Raw genomic sequence first — 22314 nt, 5'->3', positions numbered from 1 at the left:
TTGCCTCGCCGCATTGCCAATTGGGTCTCACTTCCTTTTTTGAGGTTCCTTCCTCCTGTAGGTAATTGTCGGTTTTTGACGGGGAGGGATGCTAAGAATTGTCATTCACTCGGCGCGGGTCGCACAATCGTTACAACCGTCAAAATGGGGCCAGGATCATTGCCAGAACAGGATGGGCCTCCGGTGCAAGCCGTCCCTGTCGTTCGACTGAATAAGATAGGAATCGATTGTCGGAACCTGCCGTTCTGTACGGTGAAACGAATACTGAATGGTGGTGTTCGGTTTTCTAGCTGTTTCCAATGGGTGTTTGACTGTTCCCGTGATTCCTCCCTCATCCGCTGATGTCGCAAAAGAGCAACGCGAGGAAATTCGTGCGGCTAGCGGTCCGCTTGGATTGGTTGATCGGGTTTTGCGGATTATCGATAACCGCGAGATTCACGATGCTGCCGCTTCCCGGTCAGCGGATGTTTCGGAAAATCACTGGCGATCGGTTGTCCAAGCCATCGTCGAAACGACCCATGCGGGGATGGTCGTCTATCGCATCGGCCCGATTACGAGTTCACTCGCGACGGCCGATTTGCAGTTTGTCGGGCCCGCAAAAGATGATTTTCAGCGGAGCGAAGTCCAGGCGAACTTGCTTGCATGTTTCCGTGGGATGGCGCCGCAGCCTTCGGCGGTGCCTGCTGATTCGGTTTTGCAATCGACGGGACGAATCTGGACCGTCAGCGATCCGCTGAACGATGTTCGTTTGTTGGTTTGGATGCCAAGTGAACTGGATCTTGTTTCCGAAACGGTTTGGCTCCGCTGTTTGAACGCCCTGGTCCCACATGTCGACGCTTCTATTCAGCAAGGGATGCAACCTGCCGCGTCGTCCAGCTTAAGTCGTTTTCATCACTCGTTGGATGCTTCGCAAACCGCTGCACAAATCGCAAACGATATGCGATTTTTATTGCAGTTGGATCGGGTGACGGTTCTGGTCCGGCGGGGACGCAGGTATCGCGTGGAGGCGGTCAGCGGGGCGGCACAATTTCATCGACGGTCGAATCTGATCCGGGCTCTCGAGCAGTTAGCGGGGATCGTCGCCGTCACAAAACAGCCCTTTCTGTATCCTCATGAAGATGAATTGCCGCCGCAGATTGAAGAGGCCCTTGCGGATTATTTGGATCAATCGTCTGTTGATCGGATGCGGATGATTCCGCTGGTTGCCGACGCGGCCACGGATAGCGATGGTGTGGATGTTCCGCGTCCATTGCCCTTTGCAATGTTGGTGTTAGAAAAAATCGCAGCTGAATCCGAAGCATTGAACGTCGTCGCGATTCCTGACCCAGGAGCGATGATCGATCATGCGGCATGGGCGCTTCATAATTCGCAATCGCATAGCCGATTGTTTTTGCTGCCTGTCTGGCGATTTTTGGGGGGCATGTGGGATCGAGGCAAACGCTGGTGGGTTCTGGTTGCGTGTCTGCTGCTGGTCGGGTTGATCGCCGCAGGTGCGTTGATTCAAGTGGAGCACTACGTCGTTGCCGAAGGACGCTTGCAACCCGCACACCGTCAACATCTGTTCGCGCCTTTGGATGGTGTGATCGATGAAGTCCGCGTGCAGCATGGCGATTTTGTGACGCCGGGCGATGTTCTTGTCACTTTGCAAAGTTCCGAACTGGAACGTCAACTTGAAGAGTCGCTCGGTCAGATCCAGACGATTGAGCGGCGACTGACCGCCGTGCGATCGAATCGAGTATCCGAAGGAAGGCGAAGGGTAGGGGATGCTTCCGCGGTAGGTTCTGCAGTTGCCGCGAACGGTGGATTGGCCGGAGAAGAACAGCAGTTGGTCGCCGAACGAGACAATTTGCAGCGTCAGGTAGAACTGCTGCGCAAGCTTCAAGAACAACTCCAGGTTCAAAGTCCTTTGGCGGGGCAGGTTGTTAGCTGGGATTTGCAACAACGGATCGGTAGTCGTCCGGTCAGTCGGGGGCACCAGTTGCTAACGATCGCGGATGTCCAGGGAGACTGGATCCTTGAATTGGTTTTGCCCGACGAAGATTTGGGGACTGTTCGCTCGGCTGCCGAAATCGCAGGCAAACCGTTGGCGATCGAATACGCGTTGGCGACCGATCCAGAGCATCAATACGCTGCGACGTTGAACCGGATAGGGACCGCTGCGGAACGAGACGAAACAAGGGCCAGCTATGTTCCGCTGGAGGCTAGGTTGGCAGAAGAACCCAATCAGCGGCACGTGGGGGCGGAGGTTCGTGCGAAGATCGCGTGCGGTCAACGATCGCTGGCGGCGTCATGGTTTAGCGACGTGGTGCGTGTTTTTCAGCAGTCGATTGGTTTTCACTTTTGGCGGGCGGAAAGATGACTTTCGTGCCTCCTCCGCCCGCGTTGGCGGCTCGCCAGTCGCTGCAGGTGCGGATGCGAGCTGATCTGCAGGCTCAGCAGACGGAATCTCCCGCTGGGGGTCGGGTGACGATTAAAGATCCGATTTCGCTGAAATATCACACGTTGCGGAATGACGAATGGTTTGTGCTGCAATTGTTGCGTGAGGGAACCAATTTGGAATCCATTCGCTCAGCGTATCAAAAAAAGTTTGCTCCTGATCGCGTGACCCTACGGCAGATTCAGTCTTTGATTTTTCGATTCCACCGAAGCGAATTATTGCTTTCAAATACCTTGGGGCAGGCGATGCCACTGGGGAAACGAAGCACACAGTCGCGTTGGCAAAAACGTTGGGGCGTTTTGCAGAGTGCCCTTTTTATTCGGTTTCCTGGAATCGATCCCGAACCGTTTTTGCGTTGGACCGTCCCTGTGGTTCGGTTCGCTTTGCATCCTCTGTTTCTTGTAGGTTATGCGGTGTTGGTTGCCGCGGCAGTGGTTTTGTTTGTGACGCAGGCGGGGACCTACTGGCAAGACATGCCATCGGCCGAGCAACTGTTCCAACCCAGGCAACTGCTGGGATTCGCCGTCGTGTTGGGATTGACCAAGATCGCTCATGAACTGGGGCATGCTGTTGTCTGTAAGTACTACGGTCGTGAGTGCCATGAAATCGGTCCGATGTTATTGGTGATGACCCCTGCGCTTTACTGCGACACATCGGACGCCTGGATGTTGACCAACCGCTGGCAGCGTGCAGCGGTTGGGGCTGCGGGTATGGGGGTGGAGGTTTTATTGGCGGCGATTGCGACCTTTGTGTGGTGGTATAGCGAACCTGGGTTTGTGCATGCGGCTGCCATGAAGGTGATGCTGGTCTGTTCGGTTAGCACGCTGTTATTTAATGCGAATCCTTTGCTGCGTTATGACGGCTATTACATCCTTTCGGATCTGTGTGATTCGCCGAATCTGGCACAGCAAAGTCGCCGCTATCTAAATCAGCAAGTCGCTCGTTGGATGCTGGGAGTTCGCAACCCAGCCCCCCTGCAAGTTTCTCGGCGGGCGGCGGTTGGGATGATCGTTTATCAAGTGGCCGCCACGCTGTACCGGTGGGGACTGACCCTTGTCATTTTGTGGTTCGTCAGCCAATTTCTTAAACCTTATGGCTTGCAATCGATTGGCTGGGTGCTGGCTGTTTTTTCGGTTGCGGTAATGGTTTATCGACCGCTGAAAGAATGGACCCGAATGCTGCGGGTTCCCGGCGCTACTCGCAAATTCAGACGATGGAACCTGCTGGGAACCGGTGTGGTGGGGATTGCCTTGGTGGGAGGGCTGCTGATTCCACTGCCTCGCTATATCGTTGGTGAAGTCGAAATAGTGCCTCATCATCCAGTCCCTGTTTATGTCACCGCCGCCGGCAGACGGCTGAGCGATGCAATGCCAGGATTTTGGGCTGGGGGACCGATCGAAAAAGGGGAGACGGTTTTGCAGTTGGAGGACCAGGCCTTGGAACTGCAGTGGCTGAAAGCGATGCGGCGAGTCGAATCGCAGCGGTTGTTGTTGGAGCGTTTGCAGCAGACTCAGGCAAGTGACGAAGAAGCTGCAAGTCAAATCCCGTTCACTCAATCGGCCTACGACGATCTGTTGGAACGAGCCGATAAACTGGCTGCGAAAAGGAAAGCCCTCACAATCACTTCACCGGCCAGCGGTCGATTTGTGCCAGCGAAGTGGTTGCCAAAGCAGGGCGATTCGCAGCGACTGGAACGTTGGTATGGACAAGTCACCGCGGACGCAAATGTAGGGGCTTACCTGGAAACGGGAACTCCGCTGGGAGTGATCGCCAAGCCGGATAGGTACGATGCGTTATTAACGGTCCAGCCAGCCGATCTAGAATTTGTGCAAATCGGGCAACCGGTGGTTGTTCAATTGAACGGGTTTGCATCACAGGCGTTGGCGGGCCAAGTCGTCGAAATTGCACAGCAGGATAACCTTAGCGATACGGTTCAGGGATCGAAGGGAACGGGCTCAGACGGGACGCAGCAGCTTGCCTATCCGGTTCGCATTCAATTGGATGCGACCGCGTTGCCATTGACCTACTACGAATCAGGGCAGGGGCGAGTGTTGGTCGAATCGCAGTCGATCGCTCAGCGCATCTATCGCAGCCTCGCATCGCTGTTTCGTTTTTAGACGAAAACGTTTTTGGCCGCACGGTGGGCGTGAGCGTCCTTTTCTTGCTTCGGGCGTTCTTTCGCGTGGGACGTGCGATTTATAAGTTGCGAGTGTGGCAGGGAGAAAAGGCCCCATGCCAGCTTGCCTAGCAGGAAGCCAAGGTTTGAAATTTGATCGACAGAGTTCCGTTTTCGGGCTTGCGCCGGCGGGCTCACAACTGGCAGCTACTCTCTTGTACGATCGAAATGCAGTTCTCCGCCAGCCCCGAATCGCCTAGGCGATTCGGGGCTGGCGGAGAAGGATCGAGTGGGGGAAGGCATATAGGTAGCTGCCAGTTGTTGCACCGACCGGGACGAGCCCGGCGGAAACAAACAAGAGCAGCCTGAGCGGAAATCGTCAACTTGTTTATCACACGTCCCGAGCGAAAGGCGACACTCAAGATTCGCAGCCGCTTCGGGCTCTATCGGTCTTTAGCAGGCGGATGCTTAGCCGCCGAATCCGCTGTAGCGGCGGACGCCTCGGGAGTACATGAATCGGCACAAAATGATGAAGAAGACCAGCCAAGCCGCTTCGATTGCCATCTCGCCCGCCAATTCGTCTTCGGGAATTTTCCCCAGGAAGACGGCTGCCGGGAAATAGGCTAGGTACTTCAGCGGCAGCCACTGCACGACCTGTTCAATTTGGGGTGGCAGCAGTGTCAATGGAAACATGTGTCCGCTGAGGAAAAAGCTGAACAACATATAGATGAACAGCAGCGAGCTGACTTCCAGGAACCAGAATCCAATCATCCCGATGGTCGCTTCCAGGAAGAAACCGATCAGGAATCCCATGATTAGGGATCCCGCGAATGCCAGCAGCACCGGCGCCGAGGGCCAGCCTTCGGTGAAGTAACCGCGGCAGAGAAAAAAGACGAACGCAAACGGAAAGATCGCGATTGTGTAGTAGGCCAGTTTGTGGGCGATCCTTTGCAGCATCAGGAAACCGATAAGGTCGATCGGCTGCACCATGTACCGTTTGATTTCCCCTTCCCGAATCTGCTGGGCGATTCCGCTGGCCAGTCCCGGCATGCTTGAAAAGGCGCGGGCAATCATCGTGATCAGGTAATAGGCGACCATGTCGGTAAACCCAAATCCCCCGATCGTCTTCTCGCCGTTTGGATCGTCGCTTGAGGCGATTGAATCAAAGACGGCATGCCACAGGAAAATCTGAGTCACGATCGGCAAGAACCGCATCAGGGTTCCTAACGCGAAATCACCGCGATATACCAGTCGCTCTTCCAAAGCGATGCGGAGGATCACCCCCCATGTCTGGATTCGGTGGAAAGTCGGCAATCGCGTTTCGCTGGCGCTCATACCTGGGGAGCCTCGGAGCTGTGGGACGTTTCGGCTCGAGGGTGGTTACCGACCGAGTGGAAGAGATCTGCAATCACATCTTCCAACGGAGGATCTTCCACCGAGACATCTTCAACGACGTGGTCACGAAGGGCCTGAGCCAAGCGTGCGGCGACTTCGTTGCGAGGAATATGGATTTTCGCCTTTGGCCAGTTGGTTTCGATGACTTCGCCAATTTCAGACAAGTTGTCGGGCTGGACGTCTTCGGCAAACTGCAAGGTGACCACTTTGCTACCAGAAAACTTGTCGATGATTCCCGATAGCGAACCGTCGTAGTGGATGCGGCCGTCGGCGATGATCACAACCCGTTTGCAAAGGGCCGCCACATCTTTCATGTAGTGGCTGGTCAGCAGGATCGTGATTTTGCGTTTCTCTTGGTAGTACTTTAGAAACTGCTGAATGTTGTGCTGAGCGATCACATCCAGCCCGATCGTCGGTTCATCGAGGAACAGGACGTCCGGGTTATGCAGCAGTGCCGCCATCAATTCCATCTTCATTCGCTCGCCCAGCGACAGCTCGCGGACCGGTTGGCCGAGCAGGCGTTTGACGTCTAGCAATTCCGACAGTTCATCCAGGCGTTGCTGGAATTCCGTCGGGTCAATGCCGTAGATCTGTTGATGAAGTCGGTAGGATTCTTGCGCCGGGAGGTCCCACCAAAGCTGATTTTTTTGCCCCATTACCAAAGCGAAGCGGCGGCGGTATTCGTGTTTTCGTTCCCAGGGAGTAAAACCCATCACCTTGGCGGAACCGCTGGTCGGGTTGATCACCCCCGACAGCAACTTCAGCGTGGTCGTTTTTCCTGCCCCATTGGGACCGAGGAAAGCGACAAATTCGCCTTGTTCGACTTTTAGATCGATCCCTTTGACCGCTTCGACTTCGCGGTATTCACGGTGGAACAGTCCACGGACGCTGTCCATTAACCCTTCGCGTTTCTGATAGACGCGATAGGATTTTGTAAGCTGAGAAACCTCGATGATCGGCATAATAAGCGGGCTGTACGTGGCAAGGAGGTGGCACTGCGGCTGATTTTTTGCTGGACGCACCCGTCCGGCCAGCAGGCAAAGTTGATTGTAGGCCGATGTCTCAGCTTTCCAAGCAGGCGACGTCGCCGCCGCCGCGTCCCTTTTCGGCCTGTCGGTTCAATCGAAGGCGGAGCGAAAGGCGACAATCCTTAAATCAATCCGCTGCGTCCGCGAGGGATAACGGGCTGCTCTTGCGGTCCCTCGCTTACGCAGCGGGTTGGGATTTCGGCTGCCTGCGTGCCAGCTTGCTTGGCGAGTGGCCGCTGGTCCGAAGGTCGATACAATGTTTTGGCGTCACGCTTCGTCCCTCCAGTTGATGGTTTTTGAATAATGAATATGCCCCCTCTTCGTATCGGTCTGGGATATGACACCCACTGCTTGGGCAATGGCGGTCCGCTGCGAGTCGGCGGCATTGATATCGAAGGAGACTTGCATGCCCTGGGCCACAGCGATGCCGATGTCCTTTTGCATGCGATTACGGACGCGTTGTTGGGGGCCGCCGATTGTGGAGATATCGGGCAGCTTTTCCCTGATACCGATCCGGAAAATCGAGGCCGGGATAGTGCGGAATTCTTGGCCGAAGCGATCCGCTTGGTCCGAGCGGCGGGCTGGGAAGTGACCAATATTGACTGTGTTTTGCTAGCACAGCGACCAAAGATCGCCCCTTATATTGACGAAATTCGGCAGCGGATTGGGGAAATCGCTAATCTCTATCCCACTCAGATCGGGATAAAAGGTAAGACGGGGGAAGGAATCGGGCCGATCGGCCATTCCGAAGCGATCGCAGCTCGTTGTGTGGCCTTGTTGCACCGGGTTGGTTGAGATCGTTTCGGTGATAGGCCTTGGCGAACTTCTGGCTCATTCGGGGCCGGTTGCATCGCATTTTGGTTCCGTTTGGTTACCTGCATTTATTTACTGTACGTCCACAACTTATAATTTGGCTCCATGAGTACCGTATCCGATTCACAGACCTCCACATCGATTGGTCAGACGATGCCTGAGATTCGCGTTTACAACACGCTCTCTAAGACCAAAGAACCCTTTGTGCCTCTGAAAGCCCCACAGGTTGGCATTTACCTGTGCGGCCCAACGGTTTACGCCGAATCTCACATTGGGCACATGGTGGGGCCGGTCATTTTTGACACGATCAAACGCTATTTGACCCACAATGGCTATGAAGTCACGTTGGTCGTGAACATCACCGACGTCGACGACAAACTGATCGCCAAGAGTCGTGAACGCGGGGTTCCGATGAGTCAGATTGCGATCGAAATGACCGCCGACTACATGGCCAACTTGAAAGAGTTGGGGGTCAACCAGATCGATTACATGCCTCGCGCCACCGACCATATGTCGGACATTATCCAGTTCATTCAGTCGCTGGAATCGCAAGGCTATGCATATGCAGTGGAAGGGGACGTCTTTTTTGAAACGTCGCGAGACCCCAGTTACGGCGAATTGTCGAATCGATCGACCGACCAGCAGCAGGGCGAAGGTGGTGGGGCCGCGGCAAGAAAACGCTCGCCAAGCGACTTTGCCCTTTGGAAATCAGCCAAGGCGGGCGAACCAGCTTGGGACAGTCCATGGGGAAAAGGACGCCCCGGTTGGCATATCGAATGTTCCGCGATGAGCCACCGTTTGCTTGGCGAGACCTTTGATATCCATGGCGGCGGTTTGGATTTGATGTTCCCGCATCACGAAAATGAACGGGCTCAGAGCAATTGTTGCCATAACGCTCCGATGGTGAAGTACTGGATGCACAACGGGCTGATGCGAGCGGGAAGCAAAGGCAAAGTGGGTGGCAAGAGCGACCGAGAAGCTAACGCTAACACGGAAACCTTGGCCGAGCAGACCGAAGGGAAGATCAGCCGTAGCAAAGGGGGCGGCGGACTGGCCGATTTGATTCGCAATCAAACGGGCGAACGGCTGCGATTCTTCTTGTTGCGCACGCACTACCGATCGACCATCGTCTTTAATGACGAAGGGTTGGAAGAAGCGGGCACTTCGCTGGAAACCTTCTATCGCTTTTTCGACCGCTTGGAAGAACTGACGGGAACCTCGTTCTACGATCTGAAAGCTCCACGGCGTCGCGACGAAGGAAAAATCGAAGCGGGGGATAACGCGGTCTTGATCGAGATCGTCAAGCTCCGTGACAAATACTTTGCCGCCATGGATGACGACTTCAATACAGGGTCGGCAATCAGCGTGTTGTTTGACATGTTGCGAACCATGAACCGGCATATTGACCAAAGTGGGATCACCAAAGATTCGCCTGCCGATAGCTCCGACGTGCAAGTCTTGTTGACCGCCGCTGGCGTGTTGCGTGAACTGGTGTCAGTCCTTGGGTTGTTCGAAAAACCGCCTGTTCAAGCAGCGGGTGGTGATGACGCTGATTCCGCTTTGGCCGGCGAACTGATGACGCTGCTGATCGACCTGCGGAAGTCGGCTCGCGAGAACAAAGATTTCGCCACTTCCGACGCCATTCGCGATCGATTGACCGCCCTGGGGATTGCGTTGCTTGATAAAAAAGATGGCACGTCATGGGAACGCAGTAAGTGAGCGAGGTACGGCGAATTCTGGGGATTGACCCGGGGTTGAATGTCACCGGTTACGGAGTCATTGAATCTCGGGGGGCCTCGGTTCGTTTATTGGAAGCGGGGATCATTCGTACCAAGCGTGGGCAGACGATGGCCCAACGGTTGTTGGAACTGCACAATGGTCTGACCGAAGTTGTCGAGGCCCATCATCCGCATGTGATGGCGCTTGAACAGTTGTTTTCGCACTACCAACGCCCTCGGACCGCGATCTTGATGGGGCATGCCCGGGGCGTGATCACGTTGGTCGCTGGCCAAGCGGAGATCGCTGTCGACAGTTTTGAACCGACCAAAGTTAAGAAGTTGATGACCGGAAACGGTCGTGCGCCGAAACATCAGATTCAGTTAGCCGTAAAAATCCAGTTGAAACTCCGTTCGATCCCCGAGCCGGCCGATGTCGCCGATGCACTGGCGATAGCCATCTGTGGCCATCACGAAAGCCGGATTGGGATTAACCTGCGAAATTCCCTCTAAAGTCAAAGACCTGTCAGTTTGATCACGAAAATCACTGGGCCGTTGGTGGCTGTTTCCGCCGAGGCCGTTTCGATCGAAGTACCTCCTTTTGAGTACGAAGTGATGGTCGGCGATTACACGCGCCGTCAGCTTCAGGCAGAGGTGAACAACACGATCCGCTTGCATACTTTGGACTACATCGACGGGAATGCTCAAGGCGGGCGTTTGACGCCCAAGTTGATCGGATTTCAGACGCTGCCTGAAAGACAGTTTTTTGATCTGTTTTGCAGTGTCGATGGCGTCGGTGTAAAAAAAGCGTTGCGAGCGATGGTGCGTCCGGTCCATGAATTGGCCGTCTATATCGAACAGCAGGATGCCAAGCAGTTGTCCGCCTTGCCGGGAATCGGACCCGCGACCAGCGAACGGATCATCGCCAAGCTGCGCCGGAAGATGCCGCGATTTGCATTGATGGTTGCACGCAGCGAAATCGCCGAAGTGATGGATGGAGCAGCCGGTGTCGCCGGAGATACTTTTGATGCCTTGCTTGCCCTGGGCCATAGCGAAGCGGACGCCAGAAAACTGATCGATGAAGCGGTTGAATCTGGCAAAAAATTCAAAGACACCGAGGCGATGCTAACAGCGATTTATCAAAAGCGTCAGTAATCGGATCTGCCTAGTTGATCACTAGGTTTCCGCTGTCAAAAGCAAACGCACCACAGCCCAGTGCGAGTGTCGCCTTTCGCTCGGGACGTGATATCTATAAATGAAGATTTTGCAGCAAGTGACGAGTCTGCATGGGGCCGAGTGAACAGGTAGCCCGGAGGGCGGCAGATACTTGCCGGCGGCGCGAGCCGCCGGAGTGGGTATCGCGAAAAGGAAAGCCCAGCGGGCGACAGAACCAACCTTGTCTGCCGCCCGCTGGGCTAAAAGCACTGCACTCAGACTCGGATGGGCAGGGTTGAAATCGTCACCTGTAAATTTCACGTCCTCCGCGAAAGTGTCGTTTGCGGACGCAACTTTCGCGTAGCGAAAGGCGACTCTAAAAGCCAGCTACCCGATCGCGTTACTCTTTGATCGGGGTTTCTTTGTCGCCGTCGCGGAGAAAGGGTTCGCGTTCTTGAGTGCCGACGGTCGGTTTGGTTTCGCGAATCCAGATATTCCGAAAGCGGACCGGGTTACCGTGATCTTGGATCGCGATTGGACCTTTTTCGGGATGCTTGTTGTAAGCTGGCGGACGGTGGTACGGGGTGTCCCCTTTTAACGCGAAGTGGTTCTGGATCAGCACACCGTTATGGATTGCGGTGATGTAGGCTGGTGATTCCAGGCTGCCATCTTCGGCAAAACGCGGGGCGGTCCAGAAAATGTCATAGGTGTTCCACTCGCCTGGTTTGCGCATCGCGTTCACTTGCGGAGGCGTTTGCTTGTAGATCGCACCTGCTTGGCCGTCGTGATAGGTTTCGTTCTCGTAGGAATCAAGCACCTGAAGTTCGTAGGTGCCCATCATGAAAATACCGCTGTTGCCTCGGTCCTGTCCGGTTCCTTTCGCCGGGGTAGGAGCAGACCATTCCACATGCAACTGGCAATCACCGAACGACTCTTTCGAAACAATCTGGCCTTTTCCCGAAAATGCGATCCCGTCGCGGACCGGCCAGTTTTCGCCATTTTCCCACTGCGATAGGTTGCTGCCATCAAAGAGGACAATCGCATCGGAAGGGGGAGAGGCGTTGGTTGCACCGGGGTCGACGATCGGGGGGGCCTCCCATTTGATTCCGTTTAAATACTCTTCACCGTTTAGCGATGGAAGGGCTGTGAGAGAAAGGCAGCAAGCTGTTAGGAACGCATATTTCGGAAGGTTCATGGATGTTTTTTTGCCGAAAAAGGGAAACGGGTAGGTAGGTTGGGGGCAACAGCATCGGAAAGGCGGGGTCCATCATGACTGCAAGATCATTGACCGTCCACGCAAAATTCCTGGCTCTATTGTAGCAATACGGCGGTGTGGACTTGATTTACGGCTGATTTGGCCGGTACGTCGCTGGAATGCGGCTGGTGAGGTAGGATCTGCGTTGGTTCTTTAAAGTTGTGAAAAGATTAGACAAGCTTTTTTGTAGGATTCCCAGGTGAAATTGCCTAGCATCATTGTTAAACCCTCACGTCAGTTCCCCTTCTTGGCTCGGCATCCGTGGGTTCATTCCAGTTCGCTTGCGGAATCGAAAGAGGTTTATCCGCTGGGCCAAGAGGTCGATTTGGTTCAGCACGACGGCACCTGGTTAGCGCGAGGCTTGTACAACCCATCAAGCGGACTGAAGGTCCGGCTGTACAGCTGGGATCGTAATCAGAACTTGGATACCGATTTTTTCACCACCAAAGTCGATCAGGCGATCGCTCGACGCCGGTTGGCAGGTTTCCTGCCGGGCGACCCGCAAGCAACTTTGGAAGGCGTTCTAACCGCGTCGCGTCTGATTTTTAGCGAAGCGGACGGTTTGAGCGGATTGATTGTCGATCAGTACGCCGACTACTTGGTGGTTCAGATTGCCGCCGGTGTGATTCAATTGCGTCAGGAAGCGATTCTGGATTTCCTACAGGAGCGGTTAAAGCCTCAGGCTATTTTTCTGCGAACCGACGCCAAGACGGCGCAGAAAGAAGGGATCGAGCAGCAAGAGGGATTGGTCCGTGGGACGGCACCTGAGGGCGCCATCCTTTATCAACAGAACGGGTTGCAATTGGCCGTCGATCTACTGCACGGGCAGAAAACGGGCGGTTATTTAGATCAGCGGGACAATCACGCTGCGGCGGCTAGGTATTTGGTTGGCCGGCGCGTTCTGGACGTCTGCTGTTATGCCGGCGGGTTTGGGTTGGTGGCCGCTGCCGCCGGGGCAGCGCATGTGATCGGAGTCGACAGCAGCGAGAAAGCGCTCGATTTGGCCGCCGCCAATGCGGCGCGAAATCAGCTGACGAATCTAAGCTTTGAAAAAGCCGATTGTTTTGACTATTTGGCCAAAGCGGACCGACCGGAAGTGGACGCCGTGATCCTTGATCCGCCACGATTTGCTGGTTCACGTCGGCAGGTGGACGCGGCACTACGGGCTTACACGAAATTGAATCGAGACGCGATTCGTGGGCTGCCTGCCGGTGGGATTCTTGTCACCAACAGCTGTAGCGGGAGCGTCAGCCGCAGCGATTTTATGAACATGTTGGTGAATGTTGGCAGAAAAGAAAATCGAGATATCACGGTTCTCGAAACCCGTACCGCTGCCGCCGACCATCCGCTTCGGATTTCCTGTCCCGAATCGGATTACTTAAAGTGCTTCATTTGTGAAGTCCAGTAGCATAGACTGATAGGCACCTTGTGGAAGACCGTTGATTGTCGGCCAAGCAGTGGCCACAATTAAGGCATGGTTGATTGTCCGTTCGAATGCGGGCGGGTGTGCCTACCCCTTTCCTGAGACCTGCTAGATGAGCCTTGCATGTCAGAGATCACGATTACGATTCTTCATGGTGCCGACCGGGGCAAGGTCTACCGCGAATTGACAGTCCCGATGACGATTGGGCGTGAGGAAGGTAATTCCATCCAGCTAAACGATGAACGGGTAAGCCGTTGTCATCTGAAAGTTCAGCGGGACAATGACCGCTTGGTCCTGACCGATTTGGATAGCACCAATGGGACCAAGGTAAATGGCCAGGAAACCCATCTGCGGATTTTGCGGTATGGGGATCTGATTGCGGTTGGCCGCAGTTTGATGTTGATCGGCAGCGACGAACAGATCGCTCAGCGAATGGCTCGACTGAATGCCAAGAGTGGAGACGGGGATTCATCGGTCAGTCGAGAATCGGCTTCTTATGATGGTTCGATGGGGTTTGATGTTGGGGATGGTACGCCGCCCCAGTTGGCTGGATTGTTGGGGTTGATTGAGCCCCCTGAAATTCCAGACCGCATGTCAGCCGGGCAAGCCGCTCAATTTTGTGAAATCCTCGAATACCTGCAGGCTCGCCTGCAGAAACTGATTGAATCGGCCGAAATCGATGATGCAACGCAACAGGTTCAGGTCAATTATTCGACTTGGCAGCGATTGTTGGACCTCCAGGCTCGCTTGGCGACTTTGGTTCGCAGCGTGGCCAATCCATAGGGGGCATCGCAGCACAGTAGCGGGCAAACTGATTAGCCTTTTACGATTTCTCTCGAAGCGGCGATCAGGGCCCATTCATGGATGATTGTCATTCGATTCTTGCGGAGGCGATTTCGCTGGTCGATCCGCCCGCCTGTTTGGTCGTGGATGGTAAAATCCTTGTGGCCAACGCCCCTTTGCAGGCTTTGCTGGGACCGATCGACCACTTGGATGATCTTGTTGCCGCTGCGGATCGGGCGACCGTCCGTCAAATATTAGAAGCGGCCGCTCGGGTCCCGTCGCAGCGTGTTGCCGGTGACGTGCGTCTGCTGCAAGAGAACGAATGGAAAGAAATTCGCGCTCGCCAAGTCGTGCTACAGGACCGGCCGATGATCCTTGTCGAATTCGTGCAAGAGAGCGAATCGTTAGAATCGTTGGCCGGGGGGATTGCCCATGATTTTAACAACGTTCTTTCACCGATCCTGATCCTTAGTAATCTGATCTTGGCGCAGAAAAGTCTTTGTGGGGACGTTCGGCAATGGACGCAGGAGATCGCACAAGCAACGGGGCAGGCTGCCGGACTGGTCCGTACGTTGCTGCGGAGGACAAAGCAGCAAGAAGAAGACATTGGATCCGGTTCCACGCTGGAGACCGTTGTGGACGAGAAAGAGATGTCGCTTGTTGGGCACCGCGTGTTGGTTGTCGAAGATGACGAACTGGGATGTCGCGTTTTGGTGCTGGGGCTGGAGATGTCGGGGATGGTCGTGACCGCCTGTTCGAACGGGGCGCAGGCGATCAAACGTTTTCGGGAAAATCCATCGCTGTTCGACGTGGTGGTTTCCGATTTGATGATGCCGGAATTAACCGGGGACATCCTGGCGACACAGATTAAGGAAATTCGGCCCGAAATTCCTTTTGTGATGCTGAGTGGGTATGGGCAGTGGGGCGCGGAATTAGCGGCGGTCGACGCCTGGTTGTGCAAGCCGGCGCCGGTTGGCAATCTTGTCTCCGTGATCCGTTCCATGTTGTAGTAGGGGCGGAGCTGTTGAAGCGAGCGGGCTGTTGTGACGATCAAGTAGTTATCACAATGAATCACCGCCCGCTAGTTTTCTTATCGTTGTACTTAGGATCGAGCTGATGGATACCAGACCCTTCGTTCACCTTCATTGTCACAGCCACTACAGCCTGCTGGATGGAGCGGGCGATATCGGCAAGTTGATCGGTCGCTGTAAAGACCACGGGATGAATGCGCTGGCATTGACCGACCATGGGAACTTGCATGGTGCGTTGGAATTCTATCGGAAAGCAAAATCGGCGCAGATCAATCCGATCGTTGGTTACGAAGCCTATATCGCGCCCGGCAGTCGATTTGACAAAGGGGGAGCGGGGAGCAGTAAAGATGCAAGCTACCACCTGACCCTGTTGGCCAAAAACCGAACCGGTTTTAAGAATTTGGTCAAGTTGGCTTCGGCTGCCAGTTTGGAAGGATTTTATTTCAAGCCGCGAATCGACAAGGAAATCCTGAAAGCGCACAGCGAAGGGATCATCTGCCTGTCGGGGTGCGTCAGCAGTGAATTTAGTCGAGCGGTCTTGAAGGGGACCGATACCGCAGATGCGGTCGACGAAGCGAGAAACATCGCCGCCTGGTTCCAGAAAGTTTTCCCCGATCGATATTACATCGAGGTCATGAACAACGGGGTCGACATCCAGCGAATGCAGCTGGAAGGGGCCGTTGATATCGCTAAGCAGATGGGGTTGCCAGTTGTCACTACCAGCGACACGCACTACGTCGATCCCGAGGATGCGGAAGCACAGGATGTGATGTTATGCATCAATACCGGGCGATTCCGCACAGACCAGTCGCGGATGAAAATGGATGGGAATCAATATTTCCTCCGTAGCCCCGAACAGATGTATGAAAAATTTCCGGGCTTGGAAGATGCCGTCGCGCGCAGTCAAGAGATCGCTGACAGCGTTGATATCGACCTGGAACTGGGCAAGCACTTCTTCCCGAAATTTGAATGCCCGGATGAATTGACGCCGATCGAGTACCTCCGGCAATTATGCATCAAGGGGCTGAAGGATCGGTACCAAGGGAACGAAGAACGGCTGGTCGATGGCGAATTGACGGAAGTGGTGGTTGCTCGACTGGAGCGTGAATTAGGCGTTATTGAAAAACTGGGTTTCCCAACCTACTTCTTGATCAACTTTGACTTTGTCCATCATGCTCGCTCGCTGGGGATTTGGGCGACGGCTCGTGGTAGTGGTGTGGGGGCAATCGTCTGCTATGCGTTGTATCTCTCGCACGTCTGTCCGCTGGAATATGACTTGCTGTTTGAGCGATTTCTCGATGAAAGCCGGCTAGAGCCGCCCGATATCGATATCGACTTTGAAAAAGAACGGCGTGTCGAGATCATCCAGTACGTGAAGGAGCGGTACGGGAACGACAACGTTTGCCAGATCGGTACCTTTGGGACGCTGGCGGCAAGGGCTGCGATCAAAGACGTCGGGCGTGCCCTCGGGATTCCCTTGATGCGCGTCAATCAGGTTACCGAAATGGTCCCTGATGAACTGAAGATCACGATCAGCAAGGCATTGGAAAAGAGTGATGATCTAAGGCTGACGTACGAGAACGATGCCGAGATCCGCGAAATGCTGGATCTGGCGATGCGAATCGAAGGCCTGGCTCGAAATGTGGGGACACACGCTGCGGCGGTGGTGATCGCCGACCGCCCGCTAACCGAATTTGTGCCGCTGGGCCGAGTTCCGGGGAAGCAGGATGTGATCACCCAGTGGGCGATGAAAGATGTCGAAGCGGCCGGTCTGCTAAAGATGGACTTTCTGGGGCTGCGGAACTTGACGATGCTCTCCCGAGCCGTCGCGTTTGTCAAACAGACCACCGGGGAGACGATCGATCCGCTGAAGTTTCCTCTGAAGGATAAGGCGACCTATCAGTTGCTGCAGCGCGGGGAAACTAAAGGGGTCTTCCAGTTGGAATCGGGCGGGATCCGTGACCTCCTGCAGCGAATGAAGCCCGACAGTTTCCACGACATTATTGCGACCGCGGCACTCTATCGACCGGGACCACTGGAAGGTGGGATGGTCGATATGTATGTCGATATTAAGCACGGTCGCTTGCAGCCGGAATACAAGCATCCGGTGCTGGAAGAAATCCTTGCCGAGACCAACTCGGTTATGGTTTACCAAGAACAGGTGATGCGGATTTTGAACCGGCTGGGAGGAATCCCGCTGGCCAGTGCATACACTTGTATTAAGGCGATTAGTAAAAAGAACGAAGATCTGATCAATGAAAACCGCGATAAATTCATCAGCGGTTCCGTTGAATCGGGGTTGGCAGAAAAAGATGCCGTAGAAATCTGGAGTTTGATTCAGAAGTTTGCCGGTTACGGTTTCAATAAATCGCACAGTACCGCATACGCATTGATCGCCTTCCAGACGGCTTATCTGAAGGCACACTATCCTGTCGAATTCATGGCCTCGCTGCTGGCCAGTGATATCTCGTCACGAAACTTCAAACGCAAAGACCCGATGGTCGAGCATATGGAGGATTGTGAGCGGATGGGCATTGAAGTGGTGAACCCCGATGTCAATCACAGCGACGCCGATTTCTCAGTCAATGATGGCAAAATCTATTTTGCCTTGTCCGCCATCAAAGGTTGCGGTGGATCGACCGGTGTCGCGATCGAAACCGAACGGAAGAAGAACGGTCCCTTTAAGGACATCTTTGATTTTTGTGAACGGGTCGATCCTGGCGCCTGTAATAAATCGGCGATTGAAACCCTGATCAAAGCGGGGGCGATGGATAGCTTTGGAGCCAAACGAAGTCAGTTGGTAGCCGTCATGGAACGGGCTATGCAAAGTGGAGCTGCAGCCCTCGCAGACAAAAAAAGTGGTCAAGCAAGTTTGTTCGGCGATTTCGAAGAGGAAGAAGATGCACCGACCGCCGCTGATACGTTGCCCGACATGGAGGAAACACCGGAAAGGCAAAAGTTGATCAGTGAAAAGGAAGTGCTGGGTTTCTATCTGACCAGCCATCCGCTGGCAGAGTATGAACCCAAACTATCCGCTTTCCGTTCACACCAGACCGATCAACTAGGGCCGCTGAAGGATCGTGCTGAGGTCATGATCGGAGGGATGATCAGTTCCGTGAAGATCGCCCATACCAAAAATAGTAAACCAGGTTCTCCTTCCAAATACGTTAACTTTGATTTGGAAGATATGCAGGGTGCCATTCGCTGCATCATGTGGCCCAATGGTTATGCCGAGATGGGAGAAAAGGTTATCTCTGACTCGGTGGTGATGGTGCGAGGTGTCTGTGACAAGCGTGGCGGCGGCGATGACGTCAATTTAATTGTCAATGAATTGGTTCCAATCGATGAACTGGATGGCCGCTATACCCGTGGGATCCGGGTTCAGATCGACCAGGAAAAACATAGTGAAGAAATGCTGCCACAGATTCGCGAAATCATTCGCGGGTATCCAGGTAAGCAGGAGTTACTGTTCGCTGTAAAGGTGACCGATGGTCATGTCATTCACATGCGTAGCAAGAGCACTCAGCTGGAATTGACAAACGAACTGCGAGCCAGATTGGATGACCTGCTGGGGATCGGAGGCTACAAGATGCTGACGACTCGGCCGCAATTGTCCCAGGGCGGCGGGCCTAAGTGGAAGAAGTAGCGCGGGGGTGGTGGAGTTTGTTTTTGTGCTCCCTTTGTTGGGAGACACGGAGACACGGAGACACGGAGACACGGAGTGAAGGAGTGAAGGAGTGGCGGAGTGGCGGAGTGGCGGAGTGGCGGAGTGGCGGAGGTTGTTTTTTATCTTTGATAGATTGGTAGGAAACCTCGGTCTAGCTGCAACATGATTAAGTTGCAGGCGGTCACGTAGACCGGATGGATTTGCCCCTCCCAGTATCCGTCGGGGCGTTGGTCCGAGACAATTCGGTCGTACAGCTGGTCGCGAAATTTCAGCCAAAGGTCGTCGCCTTGGCGGTAGACGACTTGGCTGTAGTAGAGGTAGGTGTAGTGCCAGTGACCGAATGCCCCTGCAGTATCATTGATGTTGTGCAGGTTGTCTTTTGAGTACTTCAGCATGTCGGGAATGTGTTCGCTGGCATCGTCCCCGGCGTTGTAGAGGGCGGCCAGAGCGGCTGCCGTAATCGCCGGCCGACTGCTTCCCGTTTGACGACTGCTGTAGCTGATTCCGCCGTCGGGGTTCTTGCAGACGTAGATGTACTCTTTGGCCTGTTCGATGATTTTGGCAGGGACCGCGATTCCGGCGTTGCGGCAGCCGCGAAGGCCTTGCACTTGCGTGATCGTGGTCGATCCCTCATCGAAGTTATTTCCTTCACGAGCGGAGACGTAGCCCCAGCCACCCGCGGGGGTTTGGGCGTTGCCGCTGAATTCGACCGCTCGACTGAGCACATCGACCAGTTCATCGCGACGTTCAATCAGCCCTTCTTCCCCTAGGACTTGGGAAAGAAACAGCATTGCGAATCCGTGCCCGTAGGTGTACCGGCTATCGGTTTGAGGGTCTCCGATCAGTCCGTTGGAGCGTGATTTGCTGATCAGGTAATCGGTCGCGCGGGCCAGTTCTCGCGCGTAGGGGCCCTGGGTCGTGGTCGATCCGCTGGCAATCATTGCGGTCCCGGCGAGGGCTGCCATCGCCGTGGGGTAGACCTGCACGTTCCACTGGCCGCGAGAGGATTGGGTTTTTCGCAACCACTCCAGCCCCTTGGTCGTCGATTCGGTCCACCGCGGATTTCGAGCCGCCGCGAATAACGAAGTCGGTTGGCTGCTGCCAAGCGTGACCGCTGCGGCGCCTCCCCACAACGCTTTGCGTAGAAGGTCGCGGCGGGTGGTCGCAGCTGATAGGGCGAGCTGGTCTGTCATTGCCATCGATCCTGGGCGTTGGGAATGTCGATAATAGGGAAGGCCGGCGGAGCGTGAATTCCCTCGTCTATTGTGGCAGTCGGAGGCTACGGGGACTAGGTCGATTTTAGCCGATCGTGACGTGCAACCCGCGTTTTTGCTGGCATTTCGGGCAGAAAAAAGTGGCTCGCTGTGCTTGCACGATGCGGCGAATGGAACCGTCGGTGCAGCGAAAACAGGGATGATTTTCGCGGTCGTAGACCTGGTGGTGGTTTTGGTAGCCCCCTTCATGATTGAGGGCGTTGCGGTAGGTCCCGTCGGCTAGCGTTGACCCTTCGTATTGAATCGCTTTTTCTAATACCTGACGGATCGCCGAATCGATCCGTTGCCATTGTTTCTTGGTCAGATTAAGGCATTTGGTCCGCGGGTCGATTCCTGCGAGATGGAGGATTTCGGCGGCATACAAATTTCCGATTCCTGCGACCGCTTTTTGATCGAGGAGGGCGACCTTGATCGCTCGTTGGCTGGTTTGCAGTTTTTCACGTAGCTGTTCCCAGGTGATCGACAGCGCATCGATGCCCAGCCGATCCGTGCCAAGATGGCTTTTCAGGCCTGCTGCGTCATACCACCGAAACGTCCCCAGGCCGCGTCGATCCCAGAAAAGCAGCTGGTCGTGTAGAGGGCCCTCCAGTTCAATTTGGATTCGCAGGTGTGTTTGGTTGGGAGGATCGGCCACCAGGACCAGGCCGGTCATTCGCGGTTCGATCACGATCGCGGCTTGATCATCCAATTCCAACAAGATGCGTTTGCCCCGGCGGCCGATGCTCTGGATCGTCCGGCCTTGGACGCGGCGGTTAAGGGCATCCATGCGGGGGGAGACGGCGATCGGTCGCAGTTCGCACGGGGTACGGCGGACCGAGAGGATCCGATGTCCGCAGATCCCCGCGACACCGCGTCGCATTGTTTCGACTTCGGGTAATTCTGGCATGATCGTTGCATTCTACCATGAAGGGCGATTTGGACAGCTCTTGCGACGTTGACTTTCTGTCACGAGTCCCCACAATCGATGGACTGACCATTTATTTCATTGGAATCTAGTATGACGACCCCTCCTGATTCTCCTGCCTCCGCACAGGTTCCTGACGCTCAAGGCCGCTTTGGTGATTTTGGCGGGCGTTTTGTGCCCGAAACGCTGACGTGTGCGCTCGATCAATTGGCTGAAGAGTACGAAAAAGCCAAAAAAGATCCTCTATTTCAAGAGGAACTGAACGGGTTGCTGAAGACTTTCGTAGGCCGCCCAAGTCCTCTCTATCACGCTCGTCGCCTTAGTTCTGCCGTTGGTGGGGCTCAGATTTGGCTGAAACGTGAGGATCTGAACCACACGGGGGCTCATAAAATTAACAATACCCTCGGCCAGGCGTTGTTGACGCTGCGGATGGGAAAGACGCGAGTCATCGCGGAAACCGGGGCAGGGCAGCACGGCGTCGCCAGCGCGACGGCATGTGCCCATTTCGGTTTGCCATGTGTTGTCTACATGGGGGCCGAAGACGTTCGCCGGCAAAAACCAAACGTCTTTAGCATGCGGTTGTTGGGGGCTGAAATCCATCCCGTCGAAAGTGGCTCGCGGACATTACGCGATGCGGTAAACGAAGCGATGCGAGACTGGATGTCGTCGGTCGAATCGACTCATTACATCATTGGTAGCGTGATCGGCCCGCATCCGTTCCCGATGATGGTCCGTGATTTCCAGGCGGTTATCGGCCGCGAAACTCGCGAACAGTGCCTGGATAGTTTTGGCAGCCTGCCGGACTGCGTCGTCGCCTGTGTCGGTGGTGGCAGCAATGCCGCGGGAATGTTCTATCCCTTTGTCGAAGACGAAGGCGTTCGGATGGTGGGGGTTGAGGCCGGGGGCCGTGGTACAAAGCCGGGGGACCATGCCTCTCCGTTGACCTACGGAGCCCCGGGCGTTTTGCATGGTAGTTTCAGCTACGTCATGCAGGACGAAGATGGCCAGACCTGCGATGTGCATTCGATGAGTGCAGGACTGGATTACCCAGGCGTAGGCCCTGAGCACAGTTACTGGAAAGACACCGGGCGTGCGGATTACGTTCAATGTCAGGACACCGAAGCCCTTGATGCGTTTGATAAACTTGCCAAGAGCGAAGGGATCTTAGCCGCTTTGGAAACCAGTCACGCAACCGCCAAAGCGATGGAAATTGCCAAGTCGATGTCCTCGGACCAGCACTTGGTGATTTGTCTGTCAGGACGTGGAGACAAAGACGCAATGGAATTGGCTCGGCTGCGCGGCGAATCTTGGGAATAGA

General features: G+C 54.9%; 16 protein-coding genes. 11 read left to right on the top strand and 5 right to left on the bottom strand.

What is annotated here, in order from left to right:
- The first annotated feature begins 319 nt into the window (after nt 1-319).
- Together FF011L_RS23975 and FF011L_RS23970 are read left to right on the top strand one after the other, a co-directional pair.
- Nucleotides 320-2359: an efflux RND transporter periplasmic adaptor subunit gene (locus FF011L_RS23975; RefSeq protein WP_218932849.1), complete on the top strand. Its 2040-nt coding sequence runs from the start codon at nt 320-322 to the stop codon at nt 2357-2359.
- A gap of 5 nt (nt 2360-2364) precedes the next feature.
- Nucleotides 2365-4554 carry an HlyD family efflux transporter periplasmic adaptor subunit gene (locus FF011L_RS23970; RefSeq protein WP_218932848.1) on the top strand — a complete coding sequence of 730 codons (2190 nt, stop codon included), beginning with the start codon at nt 2365-2367 and terminating at the stop codon, nt 4552-4554.
- Nucleotides 4555-5021: 467 nt separating this feature from the next.
- Here FF011L_RS23970 and FF011L_RS23965 read toward each other — a convergent pair whose 3' ends face one another.
- Together FF011L_RS23965 and FF011L_RS23960 are read right to left on the bottom strand one after the other, a co-directional pair.
- Nucleotides 5022-5888 carry an ABC transporter permease gene (locus FF011L_RS23965; protein WP_145354471.1) on the bottom strand — a complete coding sequence of 289 codons (867 nt, stop codon included), beginning with the start codon at nt 5886-5888 and terminating at the stop codon, nt 5022-5024.
- Entirely contained in the window at nt 5885-6910 is a 1026-nt protein-coding gene (locus FF011L_RS23960; protein WP_145354470.1) for an ABC transporter ATP-binding protein, read from the bottom strand. Before FF011L_RS23960 ends, FF011L_RS23965 begins: the two co-directional genes overlap by 4 nt.
- A 366-nt stretch (nt 6911-7276) precedes the next feature.
- On the opposite strand from FF011L_RS23960, the gene ispF reads away from it, so the two are divergent.
- The 4 genes from ispF (at nt 7277) to ruvA (ending at nt 10659) form a co-directional block, all read left to right on the top strand.
- Nucleotides 7277-7771: a 2-C-methyl-D-erythritol 2,4-cyclodiphosphate synthase gene (ispF, locus tag FF011L_RS23955; protein WP_145354469.1), complete on the top strand. Its 495-nt coding sequence runs from the start codon at nt 7277-7279 to the stop codon at nt 7769-7771.
- 123 nt (nt 7772-7894) lie between these two features.
- The gene (cysS, locus tag FF011L_RS23950; RefSeq protein ID WP_145354468.1) at nt 7895-9508 is read left to right on the top strand and encodes a cysteine--tRNA ligase; all 1614 of its coding nucleotides are present in this window, start codon (nt 7895-7897) and stop codon (nt 9506-9508) included.
- A gap of 17 nt (nt 9509-9525) precedes the next feature.
- Nucleotides 9526-10017, top strand: coding sequence for a crossover junction endodeoxyribonuclease RuvC (gene ruvC, locus FF011L_RS23945; protein ID WP_145355870.1), 492 nt, complete (start codon nt 9526-9528; stop codon nt 10015-10017).
- 18 nt (nt 10018-10035) lie between these two features.
- Nucleotides 10036-10659 carry a Holliday junction branch migration protein RuvA gene (ruvA, locus tag FF011L_RS23940; protein ID WP_246109596.1) on the top strand — a complete coding sequence of 208 codons (624 nt, stop codon included), beginning with the start codon at nt 10036-10038 and terminating at the stop codon, nt 10657-10659.
- A 400-nt stretch (nt 10660-11059) separates the two neighbouring features.
- Here ruvA and FF011L_RS23935 read toward each other — a convergent pair whose 3' ends face one another.
- Nucleotides 11060-11854, bottom strand: coding sequence for a 3-keto-disaccharide hydrolase (locus FF011L_RS23935; RefSeq protein WP_145354467.1), 795 nt, complete (start codon nt 11852-11854; stop codon nt 11060-11062).
- A gap of 259 nt (nt 11855-12113) precedes the next feature.
- Here FF011L_RS23935 and FF011L_RS23930 point away from each other — a divergent pair, with 259 nt between their 5' ends.
- From FF011L_RS23930 to dnaE, 4 genes are all read left to right on the top strand, one after another.
- The gene (locus tag FF011L_RS23930; protein ID WP_145354466.1) at nt 12114-13322 is read left to right on the top strand and encodes a class I SAM-dependent rRNA methyltransferase; all 1209 of its coding nucleotides are present in this window, start codon (nt 12114-12116) and stop codon (nt 13320-13322) included.
- Between the two features lie 138 nt (nt 13323-13460).
- Nucleotides 13461-14120 (top strand): FHA domain-containing protein, encoded by a 660-nt coding sequence (locus tag FF011L_RS23925; protein WP_145354465.1) that lies wholly within the window; start codon nt 13461-13463, stop codon nt 14118-14120.
- Between the two features lie 77 nt (nt 14121-14197).
- Complete coding sequence (locus tag FF011L_RS23920) at nt 14198-15130, top strand: ATP-binding response regulator (protein WP_145354464.1); 933 nt, start codon at nt 14198-14200, stop codon at nt 15128-15130.
- Nucleotides 15131-15236: 106 nt separating this feature from the next.
- On the top strand, nt 15237-18797 hold the full coding sequence (gene dnaE / locus FF011L_RS23915; protein ID WP_145354463.1) for a DNA polymerase III subunit alpha: 3561 nt from the start codon (nt 15237-15239) through the stop codon (nt 18795-18797).
- A gap of 140 nt (nt 18798-18937) precedes the next feature.
- Here the strand turns inward: dnaE and FF011L_RS23910 are convergent, their stop codons facing one another.
- Both FF011L_RS23910 and mutM read right to left on the bottom strand, forming a co-directional pair.
- Complete coding sequence (locus tag FF011L_RS23910) at nt 18938-20011, bottom strand: prenyltransferase/squalene oxidase repeat-containing protein (RefSeq protein WP_145354462.1); 1074 nt, start codon at nt 20009-20011, stop codon at nt 18938-18940.
- A 106-nt stretch (nt 20012-20117) separates the two neighbouring features.
- Nucleotides 20118-20978: a bifunctional DNA-formamidopyrimidine glycosylase/DNA-(apurinic or apyrimidinic site) lyase gene (gene mutM, locus FF011L_RS23905; RefSeq protein WP_145354461.1), complete on the bottom strand. Its 861-nt coding sequence runs from the start codon at nt 20976-20978 to the stop codon at nt 20118-20120.
- Between the two features lie 111 nt (nt 20979-21089).
- On the opposite strand from mutM, the gene trpB reads away from it, so the two are divergent.
- Nucleotides 21090-22313, top strand: a complete 1224-nt coding sequence (gene trpB / locus FF011L_RS23900; RefSeq protein ID WP_145354460.1) for a tryptophan synthase subunit beta — start codon at nt 21090-21092, stop codon at nt 22311-22313.
- The last annotated feature ends 1 nt before the right edge of the window (nt 22314 follow it).

This window comes from Roseimaritima multifibrata (assembly GCF_007741495.1).
In the GTDB taxonomy this organism is placed as follows: domain Bacteria; phylum Planctomycetota; class Planctomycetia; order Pirellulales; family Pirellulaceae; genus Roseimaritima; species Roseimaritima multifibrata.
This window is presented reverse-complemented; position numbering and strand designations above follow the sequence as displayed.